Annotated in this window: 20 protein-coding genes; 8 read left to right on the forward strand and 12 right to left on the reverse strand. The window is 59.1% G+C overall.

Going from position 1 to position 22,829, the window contains the following annotated elements:
* Position 1: 1 nt before the first annotated feature.
* Both pgl and zwf read right to left on the reverse strand, forming a co-directional pair.
* Entirely contained in the window at positions 2-715 is a 714-nt protein-coding gene (pgl, locus tag GHN92_RS08865; protein WP_095019695.1) for a 6-phosphogluconolactonase, read from the reverse strand.
* On the reverse strand, positions 702-2,171 hold the full coding sequence (gene zwf, locus GHN92_RS08870; protein ID WP_095003270.1) for a glucose-6-phosphate dehydrogenase: 1,470 nt from the start codon (positions 2,169-2,171) through the stop codon (positions 702-704). Before zwf ends, pgl begins: the two co-directional genes overlap by 14 nt.
* Positions 2,172-2,376: 205 nt before the next feature.
* Between zwf and GHN92_RS08875 the strand changes: the two genes are divergently transcribed.
* Positions 2,377-3,237: a MurR/RpiR family transcriptional regulator gene (locus tag GHN92_RS08875; RefSeq protein ID WP_169845242.1), complete on the forward strand. Its 861-nt coding sequence runs from the start codon at positions 2,377-2,379 to the stop codon at positions 3,235-3,237.
* A 22-nt stretch (positions 3,238-3,259) separates the two neighbouring features.
* Here GHN92_RS08875 and GHN92_RS08880 read toward each other — a convergent pair whose 3' ends face one another.
* The 6 genes from GHN92_RS08880 to GHN92_RS08905 all read right to left on the reverse strand — a co-directional run bounded on the left by GHN92_RS08880 (position 3,260) and on the right by GHN92_RS08905 (position 9,941).
* On the reverse strand, positions 3,260-4,123 hold the full coding sequence (locus tag GHN92_RS08880) for a D-hexose-6-phosphate mutarotase (protein WP_095003271.1): 864 nt from the start codon (positions 4,121-4,123) through the stop codon (positions 3,260-3,262).
* Positions 4,124-4,220: 97 nt separating this feature from the next.
* Entirely contained in the window at positions 4,221-5,558 is a 1,338-nt protein-coding gene (locus GHN92_RS08885; RefSeq protein ID WP_153379904.1) for a carbohydrate porin, read from the reverse strand.
* An 84-nt stretch (positions 5,559-5,642) separates the two neighbouring features.
* Positions 5,643-6,803: an ABC transporter ATP-binding protein gene (locus GHN92_RS08890; protein WP_095003273.1), complete on the reverse strand. Its 1,161-nt coding sequence runs from the start codon at positions 6,801-6,803 to the stop codon at positions 5,643-5,645.
* 3 nt (positions 6,804-6,806) lie between these two features.
* A complete protein-coding gene (locus GHN92_RS08895) occupies positions 6,807-7,643 on the reverse strand; it encodes a carbohydrate ABC transporter permease (protein WP_095003274.1) in 837 nt (278 codons plus the stop codon).
* On the reverse strand, positions 7,636-8,544 hold the full coding sequence (locus GHN92_RS08900) for a carbohydrate ABC transporter permease (RefSeq protein ID WP_095003275.1): 909 nt from the start codon (positions 8,542-8,544) through the stop codon (positions 7,636-7,638). Before GHN92_RS08900 ends, GHN92_RS08895 begins: the two co-directional genes overlap by 8 nt.
* 107 nt (positions 8,545-8,651) lie before the next feature.
* Positions 8,652-9,941 carry an ABC transporter substrate-binding protein gene (locus GHN92_RS08905; protein ID WP_095019694.1) on the reverse strand — a complete coding sequence of 430 codons (1,290 nt, stop codon included), beginning with the start codon at positions 9,939-9,941 and terminating at the stop codon, positions 8,652-8,654.
* A gap of 354 nt (positions 9,942-10,295) precedes the next feature.
* Here GHN92_RS08905 and GHN92_RS08910 point away from each other — a divergent pair, with 354 nt between their 5' ends.
* Positions 10,296-10,943: an AP2 domain-containing protein gene (locus GHN92_RS08910; protein WP_095020852.1), complete on the forward strand. Its 648-nt coding sequence runs from the start codon at positions 10,296-10,298 to the stop codon at positions 10,941-10,943.
* Here the strand turns inward: GHN92_RS08910 and GHN92_RS08915 are convergent.
* The 4 genes from GHN92_RS08915 to edd form a co-directional block, all read right to left on the reverse strand.
* Entirely contained in the window at positions 10,912-12,372 is a 1,461-nt protein-coding gene (locus GHN92_RS08915) for a HAMP domain-containing sensor histidine kinase (RefSeq protein ID WP_095020851.1), read from the reverse strand. The two genes, GHN92_RS08910 and GHN92_RS08915, sit on opposite strands and share 32 nt — an antisense overlap.
* Complete coding sequence (locus tag GHN92_RS08920; RefSeq protein ID WP_095019828.1) at positions 12,362-13,093, reverse strand: response regulator; 732 nt, start codon at positions 13,091-13,093, stop codon at positions 12,362-12,364. Before GHN92_RS08920 ends, GHN92_RS08915 begins: the two co-directional genes overlap by 11 nt.
* A gap of 89 nt (positions 13,094-13,182) precedes the next feature.
* Positions 13,183-14,139 (reverse strand): glucokinase, encoded by a 957-nt coding sequence (locus GHN92_RS08925; protein ID WP_095001385.1) that lies wholly within the window; start codon positions 14,137-14,139, stop codon positions 13,183-13,185.
* Entirely contained in the window at positions 14,136-15,962 is a 1,827-nt protein-coding gene (gene edd, locus GHN92_RS08930; RefSeq protein WP_153379906.1) for a phosphogluconate dehydratase, read from the reverse strand. Before edd ends, GHN92_RS08925 begins: the two co-directional genes overlap by 4 nt.
* Positions 15,963-16,171: 209 nt before the next feature.
* On the opposite strand from edd, the gene gap reads away from it, so the two are divergent.
* The 6 genes from gap to GHN92_RS08960 all read left to right on the forward strand — a co-directional run bounded on the left by gap (position 16,172) and on the right by GHN92_RS08960 (position 22,783).
* Positions 16,172-17,173 (forward strand): type I glyceraldehyde-3-phosphate dehydrogenase, encoded by a 1,002-nt coding sequence (gap, locus tag GHN92_RS08935; protein ID WP_095001383.1) that lies wholly within the window; start codon positions 16,172-16,174, stop codon positions 17,171-17,173.
* 4 nt (positions 17,174-17,177) lie between these two features.
* Positions 17,178-17,642: a methylglyoxal synthase gene (locus GHN92_RS08940; protein ID WP_095001382.1), complete on the forward strand. Its 465-nt coding sequence runs from the start codon at positions 17,178-17,180 to the stop codon at positions 17,640-17,642.
* A gap of 165 nt (positions 17,643-17,807) precedes the next feature.
* On the forward strand, positions 17,808-18,326 hold the full coding sequence (locus GHN92_RS08945; protein WP_095001381.1) for an RNA polymerase sigma factor: 519 nt from the start codon (positions 17,808-17,810) through the stop codon (positions 18,324-18,326).
* Between the two features lie 51 nt (positions 18,327-18,377).
* The gene (locus GHN92_RS08950; RefSeq protein ID WP_133144255.1) at positions 18,378-19,346 is read left to right on the forward strand and encodes a FecR domain-containing protein; all 969 of its coding nucleotides are present in this window, start codon (positions 18,378-18,380) and stop codon (positions 19,344-19,346) included.
* Between the two features lie 118 nt (positions 19,347-19,464).
* Complete coding sequence (locus GHN92_RS08955; protein ID WP_153379908.1) at positions 19,465-22,062, forward strand: TonB-dependent receptor; 2,598 nt, start codon at positions 19,465-19,467, stop codon at positions 22,060-22,062.
* Positions 22,063-22,174: 112 nt separating this feature from the next.
* Positions 22,175-22,783, forward strand: coding sequence for a biliverdin-producing heme oxygenase (locus GHN92_RS08960; protein ID WP_095001378.1), 609 nt, complete (start codon positions 22,175-22,177; stop codon positions 22,781-22,783).
* The last annotated feature ends 46 nt before the right edge of the window (positions 22,784-22,829 follow it).

Below are 22,829 nucleotides of genomic sequence, written 5' to 3' on the forward strand. Positions count from 1 at the left end.
CTCATGGGCACCAGTAAATCTCTAACGTAGGTTGCAGGAAGGCACGAATCGGCAAGGCGGCAACATCTGTGCCCCCCAGCGCTTCGTTGAGGGTGTTCAATTTGGACTGGCCCTGGATCGACAGCACCTTGTGCTTCGCGCTCGCCAACAGGCTGCGACTCATGCTCAGACGCTGGTGCGGCACCGTTGGCGCCAGCATCGCCCAGCAACGACGCGGGTTGTCCAGTTGCAGGGCTTCACTCAGATTCGGGCTATTGGGGAACAGCGACGCGGTATGCCCGTCATCGCCCATACCCAGGATCAGCACATCGATCGGCGGCAACTCGGCCAGCCCCTGATCGGCCTCCAGCGCAGCCTTTTCTACCGTGGCTGCAGCGTTATACAAGCCGACAAAACGGGCTTTGGCCGCCGGGCCTTGGAGCAGATGCTTTTTAAGCAGGCCCGCGTTGCTGTCGGCATGCTCGACCGGCACCCAGCGTTCATCCGCCAGGCTGACAACCACTTTCGACCAATCGACCGGCTGCTTGATCAAGCTTTGGAAAAACGCCACCGGGCTGCGGCCGCCGGACACCACCAGAGTGGCAACGCCCTGCTCGGCGATAGCCTGGTTCAATTGCCCGGCAACTTTTGTTGCCAGCCCTTCGGCCAACAACGCCGGGTTCTTGAAGGTGTGCGAGCTCACACCTTCAGGCAGTTTCAAATCAGATATCGCCATACCAAGACCTCCCGTCCCGCGTAATCAGTGCAATGGAACTCATCGGCCCCCAGGACCCCGCCGCGTAAGGCTTGGGCGCATCACCGGACTTTTTCCAGCCGGCGATCAACTGGTCGCACCATTTCCATGCCGCTTCAATTTCATCTTTGCGTACAAACAGGTTCTGGTTGCCGCGCATGACTTCGAGCAACAGGCGCTCGTAAGCATCCGGAATCCGTGTGCTGCGATAAGTGTCAGAAAAATTCAATTGCAACGGGCCGCTGCGCAGTTGCATGCCTTTATCCAGGCCCTGGTCCTTGGTCATTACCCGCAAGGAAATACCTTCGTCCGGTTGCAGGCGAATAATCAGCTTGTTGCCGATTTGCAGGCGCTGCTCGGGAGCAAAGATGTAGTGCGACGGCTCCTTGAAGTGGATAACGATTTGCGAGAGCTTTTGTGGCATGCGCTTGCCGGTGCGCAGGTAGAACGGCACCCCTGCCCAACGCCAGTTACGAATATCGGCGCGCAGTGCCACAAAGGTCTCGGTGTCACTCTGGGTGTTGGAGTTTTCTTCCTCCAGATAACCCGGCACCGACTGACCTTCGCTGTAACCGGCAATGTACTGGCCGCGTACCACCTGGGTGGTCAGGCCTTCGGCGCTGATCGGGGCCAGGGCCTTGAGCACTTTGACCTTTTCGTCGCGAATGCTGTCGGCCGACAGGTCCGCAGGCGGGTCCATGGCAATCAGGCACAGCAACTGCAGCAGGTGGTTCTGGATCATGTCGCGCAGTTGGCCAGCCTTGTCGAAATAGCCCCAGCGGCCCTCGATGCCGACTTTCTCGGCCACGGTGATTTCAACGTGGGAGATGTAGCGCTGGTTCCACTGGGTCTCGAACAGGCTGTTGGCAAAACGCAGCGCGATCAGGTTTTGTACGGTCTCTTTGCCCAGGTAGTGGTCGATGCGGTAAGTGCGGTTCTCGGGGAAGAACTGCGCCACGGAATCGTTGACCTTGCGCGAAGACTCAAGATCCGAACCGATGGGCTTTTCCAGCACCACACGGGTGTTTTCAGCCAGGCCGACCGCGGACAGGTTCTCGCAAATGGCACCGTACACAGCCGCCGGAGTGGCGAAGTAAGCGATCAGGCGCTGCTCTGTGCCGGCCATTTCAGCCAGCGCCAGGTAATCTTCAGTCTTGAAAAAATCCACATGCAGGTAGCTCAAGCGAGCCAGGAAGCGGTTCAATGCTTCGACTTCGATTTCCTTCTCGCCCAGATACTGGCGCAACTGGCTGTCGATATGCGCCAGGTGCGTGGAGGCCTCGCCCGGCTCTCGGGCCAGCGCGAGAATGCGTGTGTCGGCATGCAGCAGACCGGCGCGATCCAGTTGGTACAAGGCAGGAAACAGCTTGCGCAGGGCCAGATCGCCAAGGGCGCCGAACAAGGCAAAGGTGCACGGTTCAACCGTAATCGAAGGCATGATGTTTGTTCTTTTATCAAGTTAAGCTACAAATACCTTTTTTCAAGGTATCACTCAAGGAAAAATGTAGTAATAAACACAACATTTTCTCAAAATACAGATTCCTGCTAGTGGTCGTCACAGGCCACCAGTAGGATAGGCCACCTTCCAGAACCGCTTTAGTCCGGTTCTTGCATCGCTGACCCAAGGACCATAAATGGACCGCGTGCGAAATTTACTCGAACAGATCAAGGGCCGCCTCGAAGACCTGAACAAGGCCGAGCGCAAAGTGGCCGAAATCATTTTGCAGAACCCGCAGCAGGCGACCCGATTCAGCATCGCCGCCCTGGCGCAGGCAGCTTCTGTCAGCGAACCCACGGTTAACCGTTTCTGCCGTTCATTTGGTGTCAGCGGCTACCCCGAGTTAAAGCTGCAACTGGCACAAAGCCTGGCCAGCGGCGCAGCTTACGTGAGCCGCGCGGTAGAGGCAGACGATAATCCGGCCGCGTATACACAAAAAATCTTCGGCAGCGCCATCGCCTCGCTGGACAGTGCCTGCCAGGCACTGGACCCCAACCTTATCAGCCGCGCCGTCGACTTGCTGATCCAGGCCCGGCAGATCCACTTTTTTGGCTTGGGCGCTTCTGCACCGGTGGCACTGGATGCGCAACACAAGTTCTTCCGCTTCAACCTGGCCGTCACCGCCCACGCCGACGTGCTGATGCAGCGCATGATCGCCTCGGTGGCGCACACGGGTGAATTGTTCGTGATTATTTCCTACACCGGTCGCACCCGTGAACTGGTGGAAGTGGCTCGCATTGCGCGCGCCAACGGTGCCTCGGTACTGGGGCTAACTGCGGAAAACTCGCCACTGGCCAAGGCCAGCACCCTGAGCCTGAACATCCCGCTGCCCGAAGACACCGACATCTATATGCCGATGACCTCGCGCATCATCCAGCTGACCGTACTGGATGTACTGGCAACCGGCATGACCCTGCGCCGCGGCGTGGACTTCCAGCCACACCTGCGCAAAATCAAGGAAAGCCTCAACGCCAGCCGCTATCCGGTGGGCGATGAGTTCAACTAGGCAAGCGCTTGGTAATGCCCCATCAGACGCTGCAAAGCCCCGCCCTCGCCTGCAAGCTCAAATGAGCCTGCTCGCCCGGGGCAAGGGCCTGGTTATGGGTACCGCCACTCGTGGACTCCACACACACAAAGCCCATCACTTCGTTCCAGCTCACCCCCAGCAACGGCCGCTTGCCGGGATGCCAGACCACCGTGCTGCCCTGATCACCCGTGTCGATGCTCAAAGCCCGTTGCCAGGCATGGTCATTGAGCTGCATTTCGCCGTCATGCTGGAACACCCGCTGACAACCACCTCCCACCCGTAACTCGCCTTTCTGCTGGCATACCTCACGGTTCAACTGGTCGTAGCCGTGCGCTCCGTCCAGACCGGACAGCGCTACCTCAGCAACATCACCAATTCGCCAGTAAGCGCGCAACGCCTGGCTCACCTGGCAAGGCTCGTCGTCCTGATGTTCGGTGCTCAGGCGCAGCTCCATTTCTTCGCCCAATCGCGCATGCAAATCCACCTGCCAATCGCACAGCTGCAAGCGCCAGTGCAAGGTCACCCCTTCTTCGTCGCTGCTGCTGTCGAGCAGCTTCCAGTCGATCAACCGCGCCCAGCCATGGGATGGCCAGGCGTTTTCACTGGGGTGACGGCCATACCAGGGCCAGAAGATCGGTACCCCACCACGTATCGCACCCACTTGCGGCCACTTGGCAGCGCACCACAGCCAGGGTTTTTGCCCGGTCGGCTGGAAGTGCAGCAACTGCGCGCCCTGACGGCTGAACACCGCCTGGCAATGCGGATGATCGATCACCAGTACGTCGCGCTGCTGAAAGCGCTCCCACTGGAAAACCGGCTGCTCGCGTCTGGATTTGAAAAAACGGTGAAGCGGATGCTCATGCATGTGCCGCAGTCCTGAAAATCATGCGCCGGGGGGTGCACCCCCGAAAAAAAGCGGATAGCCAAGGCTATCCGCTGGAAAAACAAGGAGCTTAGCGCATTTAGAACGTCGACTGAATTTTCAGTCCGGCCACCAATGCGTTGTCTACCTGGTCCACACCACCCGGGTGAGTGATGTACTGCAGGTTTGGACGCACCGTCAGCCAGTTGGTCACGTGGAAGCCGTAGTTGAGTTCGTAGTTGTACTCGGTATTGCGCAGCGGCGTGTACAAGGGGTCGCTGTAGTCGGTGGCACCGATGGACGCATTGATCAGCTCGGCGCTTTTCTTCACGTCATCGTTGACATGAATACGGGCGGCGCCAATGCCGATGTCATCCTTGGGCCGGGCATCGAACGGCCCTTTGTACACAAACATCAGCGACTGATAGTTGTCGACGATGTTGGTCTGCTTGTCATGGAAAGTGGCGTTGGCCGCGATATGCAGGCCGCGCGAAGCGTCACCGTTGTGGCTAGTGAGCTGCTGCTGCACGACAAACCAGTAGCCGTGTTTGCTGTCACGTACGCGATAGTCCTGACCATCATTGGTGATATTGACCTTCACGTCATCGGCAGACGCCGTGCTCTTGTAGTAACCCACACGGTATTCGCCCGGCAGGTCGTTGACCTTGGGCGACCACACCAACTCAACCGGCAACACAGTGCCCTTGGTACCGCTGCCGCTGAGCTTGAAGCCGTTGCCGTGCTCCAGTTGCGACGGGTTCTGGTTGTACGCACCGATTTGCGCGTACAACTCAGGCGTGATGTTGTACTTCACGCGCAGCGCCGCCTGGCTGACCGGCCAGTTGTACCAGAGGTTGGTGGCCCAGTTACCCACCTGCGAGCCACAGAACGCCAGGTTCTGGAATTCGCACGGGAAGGTGTTGAAGTCCTCGCCTTCACCGAAATAACCGGCCTTGACGTCCAGCTTGCCATCGAGGAACTGGTGCTGGATCCACAATTGGGTCAGACGCACCATATGGCCACGGCCATAGACTTCCTGGGAGGAACTCAAGGTCCCTGCACGCGGATCACCGACACGGTCATTGGAGATATTCTGACCATTACGGTTGGTCAGCTGGATCTTCGCCTGGGTGTTGTCCCAGCCCCACAGCTTTTGCAGGTCCAGCGCCACACCCAGACCAAACTGGTCGCTGTAGCGTGCGGTCTTGTCGTCGTTGTAGCCACCGTGCAGGTTGGCGCCCACTTCACCGACATAATCGGCCTTGATGTCGATACCCTGCTCGATCAGTCTGGTGCGCTCGCCGCCCCAGTCGCCCGTCATCCATTTCGAATCGGCACTGAAGGCTTCGTCGGCGTAGACACTGCTTGCACCCAGACCTAGCGCGACAATTGCCGATAGCTGGCAGGCCAGACGGGTGCGGGTCATTCTGTTAGTCATCCCTTTAATCCTCGTTGTCTTCTTATTGGCTTTGTTTAACGCGGCACAACTGCAAGGAGGCCCGGTAACAGGCTCCCTGTTGACTTAACGACCCTTGAATTGCGCCACGTTATCAGCCCGGCCTTGAGCCTGAGGCGAACTCATCGCCCCCAGACGCTCCCCCGTATTCGCATCAAACAGTAGCACTTTGGCAGGATCGAACTGCAAATTGAGGCTCTGACCGACCGCAGGGGCATCATCCGGAGCCATGCGGCAGCACACTTTGATGCCGTTGAGGCTGACAAAAACCAGGGTATCGGGGCCGGTGGGTTCGACAACCTGCACCTCGGCGCGAATAACCGGCAGGCCATTGGGTTCGGCTGGCGCCAGCACAATTTGCTCGGCGCGGATGCCCACGATCACATCGCGGTCTTCCAGCCCGGCGTCCTGCATGCCCAGCGGCAGCTCGCAACGCGCCTGGCCGCTGTCGAGCAAGGCCAGCAAGCGCCCGTCGCGACGCTGCAAACGCAGGGGGATAAAGTTCATCGGTGGCGAGCCAATAAAACTGGCGACAAACAGGTTGGCCGGGTCGTTGTAGATCTGTTTCGGCGTACCGAACTGCTGAATGATGCCGTCTTTCATCACCGCCACTTTGTCGCCCAGGGTCATGGCTTCGATCTGGTCGTGGGTAACGTAGACGGTGGTGGTTTTCAGGCGCTGGTGCATCAGCTTCATTTCGGTGCGCATCTCGACCCGCAGCTTGGCATCGAGGTTGGACAGCGGCTCGTCGAACAGGTAGATCTTCGGCCGCCGCGCCAGCGCCCGGCCCATGGCCACGCGCTGCTGCTGGCCACCGGACAGCTGGCCGGGCTTGCGCGTCAGCAGGTGCTCGATCTGCAGCAGTTTGGACACCCGCGCCACTTCTTCGTCAATGGCTGCCGCACTCATCTTGCGGATCTTCAGGCCGAAGGCAATGTTGTCGCGGACATTCATGGTCGGGTACAGCGCGTAAGACTGAAACACCATGGCGATGTCACGGTCCTTGGGGCTCATGCCGCTGATATCGGCATCGTCCACCAGAATCGCCCCGCCACTGATGCTCTCAAGACCGGCGATGCAGTTCATCAGGGTTGATTTGCCGCAGCCCGAAGGGCCCACCAGAATCAGGAACTCGCCGTCATCGATTTTCAGCTCGATGTTTTTCAGCGTGTCGGGCAAACCCTTGCCGTAGGATTTATTTACGTTGCGTAATTCTAGAGTCGCCATGCCTTACCCCTTGACCGCGCCGGACGTCAGCCCGCGCAGAAAATACTTGCCCGCAAAGATGTAGACCAGCAGCGTCGGCAGCCCCGCGATCATGGCCGCAGCCATGTCCACGTTGTATTCCTTGGCGCCGGTGCTGGTATTGACTAGGTTGTTGAGCGCCACCGTAATCGGCTGCGCATCGCCACTGGCAAACACCACACCAAACAGAAAGTCGTTCCAGATTTGAGTGAACTGCCAGATCAGGCAGACCATGACGATGGGCACCGACATCGGCAGCAGGATGCGCCCGAAAATAGTGAAAAAGCCCGCACCGTCCAGACGCGCAGCCTTGACCAGCGCATCCGGGATACTCACGTAGTAGTTGCGGAAAAACAGCGTGGTAAAGGCCAGACCGTAGACCACATGAACCAGCACCAGGCCGGTGGTGGTGTTGGCCAGCCCCAGTTTGCCGATGGTGAACGAGGCCGGCAGCAACACCGTCTGAAACGGCAGGAAGCAGCCAAACAACAGCAGGCCGAAAAACAGCTGCGAACCGCGAAAACGCCACATCGACAAGACATAACCGTTCATGGCGCCGATAAAGGTCGAAATCAGGACCGCTGGCACGGTGATTTTCACCGAGTTCCAGAAATACCCGCCCACCGTGTCCCAGGCCTTGATCCAGCCGATACCGTCGATCACTTGCGGCCAGCTCAGCAGGTTGCCGGTGCGGATGTCTTCCGGGGTTTTGAAACTGGTAAGCAGCATCACCACCAGCGGCACCAGATACACCGCCGCCGCAAGGATCAGGGTGGCGTAGATCGCCACACGGCTGAAGGTAAAACGCTGAGCATTAATCATGGCGTTTGTTCCTCAGCTCGGAATACAGATACGGCACGAGAATGGCCAGAATCGCGCCCAGCATCATGATCGCGCTGGCAGAACCGATGCCCATTTGCCCACGGCTGAAAGTAAAGGAGTACATGAACATCGCAGGCAGATCCGAGGAGTAGCCAGGGCCACCGGCAGTCATCGCTGACACCAGGTCGAAGCTCTTGATGGCAATGTGCGCCAGGATCATGAAGGCGCTGAAAAACACCGGTCGCAGGCTCGGCAGGACAATGCGCAAGTAGATGGTCGGCAAGTTTGCGCCGTCGACCTGAGCGGCACGAATGATCGACTGATCAACCCCGCGCAACCCGGCCAGAAACATCGCCATGACAAATCCGGAGGCCTGCCATACCGCCGCGATCACCAGGCAGTACACCACCCGGTCCTGATCCAGCAGCCAGTCAAAGCGAAAGCCTTCCCAGCCCCAGTCACGAAGCATTTTATCCAGCCCCAGGCCCGGGTTGAGCAGCCATTTCCAGGCCGTACCGGTGACGATCATGGAGAGCGCCATCGGGTACAGGTAGATGGTGCGGATAAAACCTTCCTTGCGAATCCGCTGGTCGAGCAGAATCGCCAGGAACACGCCAATCACCAGGCTGATGACGATAAACATGCCACCAAACACCGCCAGGTTCTTGCTCGCAACCCACCAGCGGTCATTGGCCATCAAGCGCGCATATTGCTGCAGGCCGACCCACTGGTAGCTGGGCATAAAACTGGAGTTGGTGAACGACAGCAGGAACGTCCAAAAAATGTAGCCATAAAAGCCCACCAATACGATCAGCATGCTCGGCGCCAAAACCAGCTTGGGCAACCAGCGCTGCAGCGCATCAAAGGGCGAGGCCTTGCTGAACACAGCCACGGAACTCATCGAAATACTCCCGGCAGGGTATGCCGGCATCCGCCAATGCAGATGCCGCACAACCAGGGACAAGGGGGGGGAGCCACGCACAAGGCGTGGCGGGTCAGCTCAACGAATTACTGTGCCGACTTGATGGCCGAATAGAGCTTTTTCCCGGCAGTGGCCGGATCAGCACTCTTGTCGCTCATAAAGTTGCTTACCGTGTCGAAAATAGCGCCCTGTACCGCCAGCGAGGTGGCCATGTTATGCGCCATGCTCGGCAACTGACCGTGGGTTTTGCCCGCTTCGGCAAAATCCTTGGCCGAGGCCTGGGCACAGCTGTCGAACTTGCTCATGTCCAGGTCACTGCGTACCGGGATCGAGCCTTTGTTCTGGTTGAACACGTACTGGAATTCGGGTTCAAGGGCGACTTTGGCCACGTCGTTTTGCGCGGCGATATTGCCCGGCGTGTTGTTTTTCGCCGAGAGTTTGAACATCGCCAGCGAGTCGATGTTGTAGGTAAAGCTGCCCTGGGTGCCCGGAAACGGCACGCATTCGAAATCAGTACCGGCCTTTTTGCCCGCAGCAGCCCATTCGCTTTTCGCCCAGTCACCCATGATCTGCATGCCGGCCTTGCCGTTGATCACCTTGGCCGCTTCCAGGTTCCAGTCCTGGCCGGTGCCGTCAGGGTCCATATAGCCCTGGAGTTTTTTCAGTTTGCTGAACACTTCAGCCATCTGCGGGCCGGTGAGGGTTTTCTCATCAAGATCGACGAACGCTTTTTTATAGCCTTGCGGGCCCATGACGCTCAGCACCAGGTCTTCAAAGACCGTGCTGTCCTGCCACGGCTGGCCGCCGTGGGCCAGGGGAATAAAGCCCGCTGCCTTGAGCTTGTCGCCCGCAGCAAAAAGTTCGTCAAGGGTAGTGGGCGCCTTGTCGATACCGGCCTTTTTGAAGACTTCAGGGTTGATCCACAACCAGTTCACCCGGTGAATATTCACCGGTACCGCCACGTAATGGCCGTCGTACTTCATGGTGTCGGATACGGTCTTGGACAGCATGCCATCCCAGTTGTTGGCCTTGGACACCTCATCGAGGTTGGTCAACAAACCCAGTGCGCCCCACTCCTGCAAGTCCGGGCCCTTGATCTGCGCCGCTGATGGTGGGTTGCCGGAGACGGCGCGGGTTTTCAGCACGGTCATGGCCGCAGCACCGCCACCGCCTGCTACAGCGCTGTCCTGCCAGGTATAACCGTCTTTTTCGATCAGTTTTTTCAGCACATCAACCGCTTTGGCTTCACCGCCGGAGGTCCACCAATGCACCACTTCAACCGTGCCTTTGGAATCGGCAGGGGCGGCAGCATAAGCACCCAGGGGGAACAGTGTGGCAAGCGAAATGACAACGGCGAGGCGATTGAATGAATTCATGTCGAGACCTTTCTTGTTGTTATAGCTGTGCAAGTCTTTTGCTTGCGCTGCTAGAGAGTGTATCCATCGCAAACTGCCTGCACGTAACGAACAGACGCCGAAATGTCACAACCTGGTGACATGGCGGCCGAGGTGATTGTTCTGTTCCAAAGATCTTTCAACAGCGCTAAACCCCGTATTCCTCTGGGCACTTAAGCTGCGCCTATCGATACATAAGGTATTTTCTGCGTTGCATGTAGGACGGATCCCGAAGTCGTTTTCCCACGTTGAACCTGCAAAAAACTTCAGCGAGGCTGCAACACTTCGCCACAATTCAAGAACGGATGCCGGCCCCCCCATCAGGAGATGAGTTTCATGCCAAAACAGCGCGCAACGCCCCAGAATCACTGTTTTATCAGCCAGCTACTGGATCCGGACGGCACCCCCTGCGCCTGGAAGCTGGACATTCGGCGCTCGGGGAAAGTACATGTCCACTGTTTCAATTTCACCGACTACGCGGATCAGGCTGCTGCCCTGGAGGCCGCTGAGACCATGCGTAACCAATTGGTTCTCAAAATGCCCCTGGCGTTTTCTTATGAAAACCGTCAGCGCCTTATGCCGCACAACACCAGCGGTCATCCAGGGGTGTACCGGGTCCGCTCCAACCAGATCGACTACTGGCGTGCAACAACCCGCATTCACGGCTACAACCTGAGCAAGAGCTTTCGCGTTGACCGGCATGGCGATGACGAGGCCAAACGCCTGGCGCTACAAGAGCGTCAGAGGCAACTGACTCTGTGCAATGAGCCCTACGACGTGGCCATGGAAAAACTGCAACAGCACTTCGGCCAGACCAGCAGGCGCGTGCGTGAGAACCGTATCAACGCCGCCATGAACAGCGACCACCCGCCCAGCCCCACCCTTGCAAAGCCTTCGGACAGCAACCTGGAACCCCTGTTGCCCATCAGCCCCGAGCAGGCGACCCTGTCGATCAATCGCCATTTCGCGGCAAGTGCAAAGTAACCCGCAGGCCGCCGGCCCGCAGGTTCTGCAAACTGACTTCACCGCCATGGCTATGGGCGATGCTGCGTGCAATCCCCAATCCGAGCCCGTAGCCCTGCTGCTGCCCGGCCAGGCGAAAGTGCGGTTCGAATACCTGCTCAAGACGCTGCTCGGGTACGCCCGGCCCCTCATCGTCAACCGTGAGGACAAAGGCCTGCTCATTGTCATCAATACGCAAATGCGCGTAGTGGCCGTACTTGAGCGCGTTATCGATCAGGTTGCCCATGCAGCGCCGCAGCGCCAGGGGTTTACCATAGTAAGGTCTGACAGCCCGGCCCTGCAGCGTTACGCGGCCGTTACCCTGGGGCAGCAGGTAAGGCTCGATCAGGCAGTCAAGCAACTGGTTCAAGTCCACGGCTTCGATGTTTTCGTGAATATCGGTGTCTTTCACACATTGCAGCGCCCCTTTGACCAGCATTTCCAGCTCGTCCAGATCACGGCCGAATTTGTATTGCAGTTGTTCGTCTTCGAGCAGCTCGACCCGCAGGCGCAAGCGGGTAATGGGCGTGCGCAAATCATGGGAGATGGCACTGAACAACTGGCCGCGCTCGGTCAGATAACGACTGATGCGGGCACGCATGGTATTGAGGGCGCGCGCCACCTCGACCACTTCACTGCCGCCGCCCACCTCGACCGGCTTGACCTCGTCCTCACCCAGCGACATGTCCCGGGCCGCTCGCGCCAGACGCTTGAGCGGACGGCTTTGCCAGTGCATCAACAGGCCGATGAACAACAACAGAAAAATACTGCTGAGCACGATAAACCACACCTGCAGGGCCGGCAGCCCCTCCTCTTCGAGACTGGTGTAGGGCTGGGGCAACAAGGAGGCGATATACAGCCATTCACCGGGCACCATCTGGATTTGTGTGACCAGGATCGGCGGATCGACCGGCTCCAGCGTCAGTGCAAAATGCGCCCAGGAGCGCGGTAGCTCGTCGAGTTTGAGACCGGCATTGAAAATACGCAGATCCTGGGGGCTGACAAACTGCACCGACATCTCGACATTGGGCCCCACGGCCTCGCGCAATACCTGATCCACGGCATCCAGTACCGCCTGCTTGCGCTGGGTGGGCGGCAACACCTGCATATCCAGTGGTTTGTCGTTGAGGCTCACGACAAAACGCGTACCGCCCATGCTGCGCAGTTGATCCAGTACCAATGGGCGATAGGCCAGCGGCAGGGAACGCAGGTAGGCGACGGTGGCGTTCATCGAGTGGGCCAGGCTACGCGCGCTGTTGACCAGGCCTTCGAGTTGCGTGGTACGCAACTGCGACAACCAGATAGCACTGGACAGGGTTTGCGCCAGCAGGATGGCGAGCAAGGTCAGCAACAACATGCGTCCCAGCAGCGAACGGGGCATATGCCATTTGCCCAGGCGCTTAAAGGTCATTGCCGGACATGACCTGAGCCGCCAGCTGATAACCGCTGCCGCGGATGGTGCGGATCAGCCGTGGCGGCTTGTCAGTGTCACGCAGGCGCTGGCGCAGGCGGCTGACCGCCATGTCGACAATGCGATCAAGCGGCATCAGCTCACGCCCGCGGGTTGCATTGCCAATAGTGTCGCGGTCGAGAATCTGCTGCGGGTTATCCAGAAACAATTTGAGCAAGGCAAAATCTGCCCCCGACAAAATCACCTCTTCTCCATCGGTATGAAACAGCCGATGAGTCACGGTGTTCAGCCGCCACTCTTCAAATGCCAGCACCTCGTTGCCCGAGGTGGTAGCGACAAATTGTGCCCTGCGTAACAACGCCTTGATCCGCGCCAGCAGCTCACGGGGGCTGAAGGGTTTACCCAGGTAATCGTCGGCGCCCAGCTCAAGACCAATGATGCGATCGGCCTCGTCGGAACTGGCAGTGAGCATGATGATCGGGATCTGGGCAAAGCGCGGATGCTGACGCACCCAGCGGCACAGGCTGAAGCCGTCTTCATCGGGTAACATGACATCGAGGATCAACAGATCACTCGCCGCGCTGTCCAGCGTTTCGCGAAAACCGGCGCCATCTCCCACGGCACGCACCTGGAAACCGGCGCGGGTGAGATACAGATCAAGCAGGTCGCGAATTTCCTGGTCGTCATCGACCAGCAAAATGGATTTGCCGGGTGTGCTCACAGTGGTGTTCCTTATTGTTTTTATACGGCGATCCAAACTCTGTGGGAGCGGGCTTGCTCGCTCCCACAACAAGCCCACTCACGGAGCTTTCAGCCAAACGCCTGCTGCAACGCCACCCCGGCACCGATCAAACCCGGGTACGGCGCCGTCACCAGCCACACCGGGATACCCTTGAGGTAGTCGCTCATGCAGCCTTTGTCGGCAAAGCTGCGGGCAAAGCCGCTGGCCAGGAAGATATCGGCAAAGCGCGGAATCACCCCGCCGACGATATACACCCCGCCACGGCCACCGATGGTCAGCACATTGTTGCCCGCCACACGGCCCAGCCAGCAACTGAAATGCTCCAGCACTTGCAGCGCCACAGGGTCGCCCGCCAAAGCAGCCGCGGTAATGGCCCGGTCGCTGTCCAGTACCGGTGCATGGCCATCCACCGCACAAATCGCCCGATAGACCCGCGGCAAACCGCTGCCGCTCAAAATGCTCTCGGCGCTCACATGGCCGATTTCATTGTAGATGTGCTGCCACAACTGCACTTCACGCGGGTTGCTCATGGGCAGGTCGACATGCCCGCCCTCCCCCGGCAAGGCCATGAATTGACCCTCGCCGAGATTGAGTAAAGTGCCCACACCCAGCCCGGTGCCCGGCCCGATAACCACCGCCGGGCGCGTCGGGTCAACAACCCCCGGGCAAACCTGGCGCACATCTTCGGGTTGCAGCCGGGTCATGCCCAAGGCCATCGCGCTGAAGTCGTTGATCAGCAGCAGATTGTCGACCTGCAGCGCACGGCAGAAGGCCGAGCGGCTCAAGCGCCAATGGTTGTTGGTAAAACGAAATTCATCGCCACTCACCGGCCCGGCCACTGACAGACATACCGAGCCTACAGAGCCCGGAGCCAGTTCCAGCGTATCCAGGTAAAGCTTGATGGCATCTTCCGGGCAGGCGAAGTCTGCTGTGGGCAATACGCTGACCGAACGCAACTGGTCGTTTTCCCACAACGCAAAACGTGCGTTGGTACCGCCTATATCACCGACCAGTGCGAGCTTCATTTCAGATTTTCCAGAGACGAGGTAAAGGTGCTCGCGCCCTGCTCGGCCGAACTGAAGGCCTGACGCATAAACGCAAACAACTCACGCCCGGTGCCGACGGCATTATCCAGAGTGCCGACAGCCGGGGTGCGCGCGGCAAATTCTGCCTCATCCACCAGCAGTTGCAACGTACCTTTTACCCCATCGACACGAATTATGTCGCCGTCCTGCACCCGCGCCAGGGCGCCGCCAATCGAAGCCTCGGGGCTCACATGAATTGCTGCCGGGATCTTCCCCGACGCGCCTGACATCCGCCCGTCGGTAATCAGCGCCACCTTGAAGCCCCGATCCTGCAACACACCCAGAAACGGCGTCATCTTGTGCAGCTCGGGCATACCGTTGGAGCGCGGCCCCTGAAAACGCATCACGGCCACGAAGTCGTGTTCCAGCTCACCGGCCTTGAACGCATCGGCCAGTTGTTGCTGGTCCTGGAACACCCGCGCCGGGGCTTCGACGATCTGATGTTCCGGGGCTACCGCCGAGACCTTCATCACGCCACGGCCCAGGTTGCCTTCCATCACCCGCAGGCCACCCTCGCCGGAGAATGCACGGGCAACCGGGCGCAGGATCGACTCGTCGAGGCTTTCAATCGGACCTTCACGCCATACCAGCTCGCCATCCACCAGGAACGGTTCGCGGGTGTAGCGGCTCAGGCCATAGCCCGCCACGGTGTTGACGTTTTCGTGAAGCAGACCGGCTTCCAGCAGCTCCCGAATCAGGAACGCCATACCACCGGCGGCCTGGAAGTGGTTGATATCGGCCTTGCCGTTTGGATACACGTGGGACAGGGTCGGTACCACCTCGGAGAGGTCGGCCATGTCTTGCCAGGTCAGCTGGATACCCGCCGACATGGCAATCGCCGGCATGTGCAAGGTGTGGTTGGTCGAACCGCCGGTGGCGTGCAGCGCAACGATGGAGTTGACCAGCGAACGCTCGTCAACGATCTCGCCCAGCGGCATGAAATCGCCGTTTTGCTTGGTCAGACGAGTGACTTGATGAGCCGCTTCGCGAGTCAGGGCATCGCGCAAAGGCGTGTAGGGGTTAACGAAAGAGGCGCCTGGCAAATGCAGGCCCATCACTTCCATCAGCAACTGGTTGGTGTTCGCGGTGCCGTAGAACGTGCAGGTGCCAGGGCTGTGGTAGGACTTCATCTCCGATTCCAGCAACTCTTCGCGGCTGGCCTTGCCTTCGGCGTAGCGCTGGCGCACATCGGCTTTTTCCTTGTTGGAAATGCCCGACGGCATCGGCCCACCCGGTACAAAGATGGTCGGCAAGTGACCAAAACGCAGCGCCCCCATCAGCAGGCCCGGCACGATCTTGTCGCAAATGCCCAGCATCAGCGCCGCGTCGAACATATTGTGGGACAGCGCCACGGCTGTGGACAAGGCAATCACTTCGCGGCTCAGCAAACTGAGTTCCATGCCCGGCTCGCCCTGGGTCACGCCGTCACACATGGCCGGGGTGCCGCCTGCGAACTGGCCCACCGAGCCAATTTCACGCAGGGCTTTTTTGATTTGCTCAGGAAAGTGCTCGTACGGCTGGTGCGCCGAGAGCATGTCGTTATATGACGAAACAATTGCCACGTTGACCGCGTTCATCATCCGCAGGCTGTTTTTATCTTCAGTGCCACACCCTGCCACGCCGTGGGCGAAGTTCGCGCATTGCAGCTTGCCGCGTTGCGGGCCGTCGCCGGCAGCGCCACGAATAAGCGTCAGATACGCCTCGCGGGTTGCACGACTGCGGGCAATAAGACGCTCGGTGACTTCAAGAACGCGGGGATGCATGTGTTGAACTCCAGGCTAACGGATGTGGCGACCTGTGCGTGTCCTATGCTGACCGAAGGGCTCCGGGGAGCGACTTCAATCATTCGGACCCGTTGATTCAGGTCACTCGTTGTAGATAAAACAAAATATTGCCACTTAAATGGCTTGTTTTCTATTTTTATGCGAATAATCTTGTAATTCCAACAACAAATCGATGGCAGGCGCTTTCCATGACTCTACGAATCGCAATCAATGGTTTTGGCCGTATCGGCCGTAACGTCCTGCGCGCACTGTATACCCAAGGCTACCGTCAGGACCTGCAGATCGTCGCCATCAACGATCTGGGTGACAGTTCGATCAATGCCCATCTGCTCAAGTACGACACGGTTCACGGCACGTTCGACGCCAATGTCGAACACGATCAGGAAAGCCTAACCGTCAATGGTGACCGCATCAGCGTGACCGCCATTCGCAATCCGGCCGAACTGCCGTGGGCGGCACTGAACATCGATGTGGTGTTTGAATGCACAGGTTTGTTCACCGAGCGCAGCAAGGCACAAGCACATATTACTGCTGGCGCCCGCAAGGTGATTATCTCTGCTCCCGGCAAAAATGCCGATGCGACGGTGGTCTACGGTGTCAACCACGACATTTTGCGTCAATCCCACCACATTATTTCCAATGCTTCCTGCACGACCAACTGCCTGGCACCGGTGGCGCAAATCCTGCACCGCGAATTCGGCATTGAAAACGGCCTGATGACCACCATCCACGCCTACACCAATGACCAGAACCTGACCGACGTCTACCACTCGGACCCCTACCGCGCACGTTCGGCCACCCAGAACATGATCCCGAGCAAAACCGGCGCAGCCGAAGCCGTGGGCCTGGTATTGCCGGAACTCGCCGGCAAGCTCACCGGCATGGCCGTGCGGGTGCCGGTGATCAACGTGTCGCTGGTCGACCTGACCATTGAACTCAAGCGCGAAACCACCGCAGCTGAAGTCAACGCGCTGTTCAAGGAAGCCAGCCAGCACTCCAAAGTACTGGGTTACAACACCCTGCCGCTGGTATCGAGCGACTTCAACCACAACCCGCTATCGTCGATCTTCGATGCCAATCACACCAAAGTCAGCGGCAAACTGCTAAAAGTGCTGGCCTGGTACGACAACGAGTGGGGCTTCTCCAACCGCATGCTCGATAACTGCCTGGCGCTGCACAACGCGGAGTAACGCGATGATCGGTATCAGCTTCACCACGGCCACCCTGGCGGCGCGCAAGCGTATCGCCCTGGTGGCCCACGATCATTGCAAGGGCTTTTTGCTGGACTGGGCCGAACGCCACAAGGCAGCCCTCAGCCAGCATGACCTGTGCGCCACCGGCACCACCGGGCTGCTGCTGAGCCAGCGCCTGGGCCTGCCGATCGAAAGCATGATCAGCGGGCCGTTGGGCGGCGATCAACAGGTGGGGGCACGGATCGCCGAGCAACGGGTCGACATGCTGGTGTTCTTCTGGGACCCGTTCGAGCCCCAGCCCCACGACCCGGACATCAAGGCACTGCTGCGGGTTGCGGCAGTATGGAACATCCCCGTGGCGTGCAATGAATGCAGCGCCGACTACCTGCTCAGCAGCCCGCTGATGAGCCAGCCCCATGAACACCGCATTCCTGATTACAGTGCGTATTTGAAGGGTCGGGTTTAGGTTTATGGTGGGAGCGAGCCTGCTCGCGAAGACGCACTATCGTCTACGACCTTCGCGAGCAGGCTCACTCCCACCAGAACGATTTCAAACCATTTCAAAACAGCACTTGACCAATAGCACAGATGATAAGCATTATCATTCGCTCAAAATCGGTCGGGTAGCACTGTGAGTCAGTCCCACTTCAATCAAGTCTTCCTTACCCAACGGGTAACCCTGCTGCGCACCCTGGAGCGGATGGTCAACAACCACAGCACCGCCGAAGACCTGCTGCAGGAGACCTACCTGCGCGTAACCCGCGCCTTGAGCGAACGCAGCGTCGAGCACCTTGAGCCCTTTGTGTTCCAGACCGCACGCAATCTGGCGCTTGACCACCTGCGCGCCCGGCGGATCCAGTCACGCACCGTGGTCGAAGATGTGCCCACTGAAGTGATCGAAGGCGTTGCCTCCCCTCTCAGCACCCCTGAAGAAGCCCATCAAGCCGCGCAACTACTGGAGCGTCTGAGTGTGAGCCTGAGCCAGTTAAGTGCCCGTCAACAACGGATTTTCATCCTCAGCCGCCTGCATGGCTGCAGTTATCAGGAGATTGCCGAAGAGCTTGACGTTTCCTTGAGCACCGTTCAGAAGGAACTCAAATTGATCATGGCAATCTGCATCGGGGTAGCCGACAGACTCAATCGCCCTTAACCTTGACCGGCGATGCCTGCTAGAACGCTCTGAAACTGCCAAGGAACATCCGTGACGAACACTCACAAATCTGCCGTGCCAGAACTGGCGCAAGACGTGCTGCAGGACAGCGCCATGGATCAGGCACTGGAATGGCTGATTACTCTTGAGTGTGCGAGCGACGAACAAAAAGCCGCTTTCGAAAACTGGCTCAATGCCGACCCCGCCCATGCCCAGGCCTTTGCCAAGGCCAATGCGATCTGGAACGGCGAACCGCTGCTGGCCGCCGCGCAAACCCTGCAAGCCCGCCGTAGCCCCGGCCTGTTGCGGCGCATAGGACGACACTGGAAACACCTGGCAACTGCGGCGGTGGTGATTATCAGCGTCGGCAGCTACAGCAATGTACCGTTACGCCTGCAAGCCGATCACCTGACCGTGGTGGGCGAGCGCCAGCGCCTGCAACTCGAGGACGGCTCAAAAGTGCTGCTTAACACCAACTCGGCGTTTTCCAGCAAGGTGGTCAATGCCCAAAGCAGCGCCCGCCTGTATCAGGGCGAAGCGTATTTCGAAATTCCCGCCGACCTGGAGTTCCCGCTGGTGCTTGATGCTGGCCCCGTGCGCGTCAGCGTGCGCGACACCGCCTTCGCCGTGAGCTACCTCAATGGTGAAACACAGGTGCGGGTGCAGCGCGGCGACGTCGATTTGCGGGTCAACAGTGCCGGTGCGCAAATGCGCCTGTCGGCTGGCAACAGCGTGCGCATTGGCCCTGACGGCTTCAGCAAGACCGCCCGGCTCAACCCCCAGACCGACCTGGCCTGGGTGCAGGGGCGCCTGGTGTTCGAAAACTGCCCGATGGGCAAGGTGCTGGATGAAGTACGCCGCTACTACCCAGGCTGGATCGTCAACAACAACGACAAACTCGCCAACGTGGCAGTGACCGGCAACTACCGGCTGGATCAGCCTCTGGATATCGTCCGCTCACTGGCCCATATCACCTCAAGTAGCCTTTCAGAATTCCCGGCGTTGGTAATTCTCAATTAAAAGTAGGTTTTTTTACTCGATAGCCTAAGGTCATACGTCTCGTTGTAGTCAATGCAACTGATTCGCATTTTGAGTCAGCTTCGCAACTATAAGATTCGTTCACCACGGAGCGCTATCAATGCCCACTCGTTTCAACAGCCGGTCCTCATCCAACGCCCGCAAGGGTGGTTTGCAGCAGTGCACGTTGTCGTTGTTGACCGCCGCCATGCTTTTGGCCGGTGTGCAGGCGGCTCCAGCCCTGGCGGCGACCGATGAGCAGCCGGCGACCCGCTCCGTGGGCAATTACAAGTTTGCGATCTCCCAGCAGCCATTGGCCTCCGCGCTTAACGATTTCAGCACGGTGACCGGCTGGCAGGTCGGCCTGCCGGCAGAGCTGGCGCAGAATGTGTCCTCGCCCGGCGTGCGCGGTTCACTCACCCCGGAAAAAGCCCTGGAGCGCCTGTTGATCGGCACCAACCTGGGCTACCGCAAGCTGGCCAGCAACAATATCGTGCTGGAAAAGCGCAGCAGCTCCACCGGCACCCTGGCCCTGCAACAAGTCACCATCAGCGCCACTCGCCAGGAGCAGGACGTGAACTCGGTGCCCAGCACAATTACCGTCCATGACCGCCAGGATATGGACCGCGATAACGTCAATACCATCAAGGACCTGGTGCGCTATGAGCCGGGTGTCTCGGTAGGCGGCGCCGGCCAGCGTGGCGGCATCAGCAACTACAACATCCGCGGCATCGACGGCGACCGGATCCTGACCCAGGTGGACGGCGTCGAGATCCCCAACTCGTTCTTCAACGGCCCGTACGCCAAGACCCAGCGCAACTACGTCGACCCGGAAATCATCAAGCGCGTCGAAATCCTCCGTGGCCCGGCGTCGGTACTTTATGGCAGCAACGCCATTGGCGGTGCCGTCAGCTACTTCACCCTCGACCCCAATGACATCATCAAGCCGGGCCAGGATGTTGGCGCCCGCCTCAAGGCCGGCTACAGCTCGGCCGATCGCAGTTGGTTGAAATCCGGCACCGTCGCCGGCCGCTCGGGCGACTTCGACGGCTTGTTGCACCTGAGCCAGCGCGACGGTCACGAAACCGAATCCTACGGTGACCACGGCGGCACCGGGCTGTCCCGTACCGCGGCCAACCCTGAAGATACCAAAACCACCAACGTACTGGCCAAGCTGGGCTGGAACTACAACGATGACGACCGTCTTGGCTTCACTTATGAGAAGTACAAGGACCGCCTCGACATCAATGAAAAAAGCGCGGTCGGCGGACCGTTCAACAACGGCCAGCCGCTGGGCATGTACCTGACGCGTAACGGCAAGGACACCATCAGCCGCGAGCGTTTCGGCCTGGAAAACAGCATGGCGCTGGATACCGCCGTGGCTGACCACTTCAAGTGGAGCCTGAACTACCAGATCGCCAAAACCGACCAGAACACCCTGGAAGACTACTTCCCCTACAGCCGTCATGTGATGCGTTCGCGCAACACCACCTACGAAGAAAAAACCTGGGTACTGGACGCCCAGGCAGACAAAGCCTTCCATATTGCTGACACCGATCACCTGCTGACCTACGGTGCCACTATCAAGCACCAGAAAGTCACCGGTTCGCGCAGTGGCTCGGGCACCTGCCTGGCAGTAGGCAATGGTTGCACCGCCGTGGGCGCCGACAGCCCGAAAGATTACCTGGTCAAATCCAGCGACTTCCCGGACCCGACCATCAACACCTACAGCCTGTTCGCCCAGGACCAGATCAGCTGGAATGACTGGACCTTCATGCCCGGCCTGCGCTACGACTACACCAAGCTGACGCCGCATATCACCCAGGAATTCCTCAACACCGTCAACAGCGACCAGAAAGGCACCGTAAGCGATGCAGACAAGGTCTGGCACCGCCTGTCGCCAAAACTGGGCGTCACTTACGCGTTCAACGACAACTACACCTGGTACGGCCAGTACGCCGAAGGCTTCCGCACCCCGACCGCCAAGGCGCTATACGGTCGATTTGACAACCTGCAGGCAGGCTACTCGGTAGAGCCGAACCCGGATCTGGAACCGGAAAAAAGCAAAAGCTACGAGACCGGCCTGCGCGGCAATTTCGATGCTGGCTCATTCGACGTAGCCGTGTTCTATAACAAGTACCGCGACTTCATTAACGAAGATGCCATCACCCCCGGCTACGACGACCTCAAGTTCCAGGCCAACAACATCAAGCACGCCACCATCAAGGGTGCCGAGGTCAAAGGCCGCCTGAACCTGGACGCTTTCGGCGCGCCACAGGGCCTCTATACCCGTGGTTCCGTGGCATATGCCCACGGTCGCAACGAAGACACCGGCCAGCCGATCAACAGCGTCAACCCGCTGACCGCCGTGATGGGCCTGGGCTACGAGCAGCAGAACTATGGCGCCCTGGTGAGCTGGACACTGGTCAAGAGCAAGGATCAGGTCGACGACACCAGCTACTTCGCCCCCGATGGCACCAGCAAGCAGTTCAAGTCGCCTGGCTATGGTGTGCTCGACCTGACCGGTTTCTACAAGGTCACCAAGGACGTCACCGTCAATGCCGGCCTGTACAACCTGACCGACAAGAAATACTGGAACTGGGATGACGTGCGCGGCTACGACAGCGTGGGTGAGGCCGGCGTGCTGAACCCGGCCAATATGGAGCGACTGACCGCGCCGGGCCGCAACTTCTCGATCAATCTGGTCTGGGATATCTGATCAGCCACGCTCACTGCGCAGAATTTTGCTCTGCGCAGTGAGGATTTTTTACTGTGATGCGTCTTCCTGATCGTCTAGTTACAAAGCGCATCTCATTCTCAAGGATTTTTTCATGACCACTGCTGATTCCGCATCACGTCCGGCCTTGCGTTCCCAACGTCTGAACCAGATCACCAACGAGCCGCATCAAAAGCTCGACGCTTTGGTCAAGGCGCACAAGCCATTTGATGACGTGGCCAGCTTCGCCCGCTTTGTCGTCGCCCAGTACCTGTTCCAGTCGGAGCTCAAGGCGCTGTACACCGACCCGGCCCTGAAAGAAATCGTCCCTGACCTGCCAGAGCGCTGCCGCGCCGAGCAAGCCAAGGCCGACCTGGCCGACCTCAACACCGAAGTGCCTGCCCCGGTTGCCGGCGCGGTCAACTCGCCAAGCAAGGCTGAAGCACTGGGCTGGATCTTCGTTTCCGAAGGCTCCAAGCTGGGCGCTGCATTCCTGATCAAGCGTGCTGTGGGCCTGGGCCTGAGCGACAGCTTCGGCGCCCGCCACCTGGGCGAGCCTGCCGGTGGCCGTGCCGAAGGCTGGAAAAGCTTTATCCGCACCCTCGACGGCCTGGAACTGACGGCTGAAGAAGAAGCCGACCTCGACAAAGGTGCAGTAGCGGCCTTTGAGCGTTTTACCGTATTACTGGAACACGCCTACGCTGCTCAGCCAGAACTGGCTTAAGCTGACAGGCCCGACCAGCGCACGCTGGTCGGGTGTCCTTTTATGC

The organism is Pseudomonas sp. FSL R10-2964, assembly GCF_009600035.1.
Lineage (GTDB): Bacteria > Pseudomonadota > Gammaproteobacteria > Pseudomonadales > Pseudomonadaceae > Aquipseudomonas > Aquipseudomonas bubulae.

Excerpts from the sequence above, each read along its gene's own strand:
- pgl (WP_095019695.1), bottom strand. The coding sequence starts at position 715 with ATGGCGATATCTGATTTGAAACTGCCTGAAGGTGTGAGCTCGCACACC.
- zwf (WP_095003270.1), bottom strand. The coding sequence starts at position 2,171 with ATGCCTTCGATTACGGTTGAACCGTGCACCTTTGCCTTGTTCGGCGCC.
- GHN92_RS08880 (WP_095003271.1), bottom strand. The coding sequence starts at position 4,123 with ATGCATGAGCATCCGCTTCACCGTTTTTTCAAATCCAGACGCGAGCAG.
- GHN92_RS08885 (WP_153379904.1), bottom strand. The coding sequence starts at position 5,558 with ATGACTAACAGAATGACCCGCACCCGTCTGGCCTGCCAGCTATCGGCA.
- GHN92_RS08890 (WP_095003273.1), bottom strand. The coding sequence starts at position 6,803 with ATGGCGACTCTAGAATTACGCAACGTAAATAAATCCTACGGCAAGGGT.
- GHN92_RS08895 (WP_095003274.1), bottom strand. The coding sequence starts at position 7,643 with ATGATTAATGCTCAGCGTTTTACCTTCAGCCGTGTGGCGATCTACGCC.
- GHN92_RS08900 (WP_095003275.1), bottom strand. The coding sequence starts at position 8,544 with ATGAGTTCCGTGGCTGTGTTCAGCAAGGCCTCGCCCTTTGATGCGCTG.
- GHN92_RS08905 (WP_095019694.1), bottom strand. The coding sequence starts at position 9,941 with ATGAATTCATTCAATCGCCTCGCCGTTGTCATTTCGCTTGCCACACTG.
- GHN92_RS08910 (WP_095020852.1), top strand. The coding sequence starts at position 10,296 with ATGCCAAAACAGCGCGCAACGCCCCAGAATCACTGTTTTATCAGCCAG.
- GHN92_RS08915 (WP_095020851.1), bottom strand. The coding sequence starts at position 12,372 with ATGACCTTTAAGCGCCTGGGCAAATGGCATATGCCCCGTTCGCTGCTG.
- GHN92_RS08925 (WP_095001385.1), bottom strand. The coding sequence starts at position 14,139 with ATGAAGCTCGCACTGGTCGGTGATATAGGCGGTACCAACGCACGTTTT.
- edd (WP_153379906.1), bottom strand. The coding sequence starts at position 15,962 with ATGCATCCCCGCGTTCTTGAAGTCACCGAGCGTCTTATTGCCCGCAGT.
- gap (WP_095001383.1), top strand. The coding sequence starts at position 16,172 with ATGACTCTACGAATCGCAATCAATGGTTTTGGCCGTATCGGCCGTAAC.
- GHN92_RS08940 (WP_095001382.1), top strand. The coding sequence starts at position 17,178 with ATGATCGGTATCAGCTTCACCACGGCCACCCTGGCGGCGCGCAAGCGT.
- GHN92_RS08955 (WP_153379908.1), top strand. The coding sequence starts at position 19,465 with ATGCCCACTCGTTTCAACAGCCGGTCCTCATCCAACGCCCGCAAGGGT.
- GHN92_RS08960 (WP_095001378.1), top strand. The coding sequence starts at position 22,175 with ATGACCACTGCTGATTCCGCATCACGTCCGGCCTTGCGTTCCCAACGT.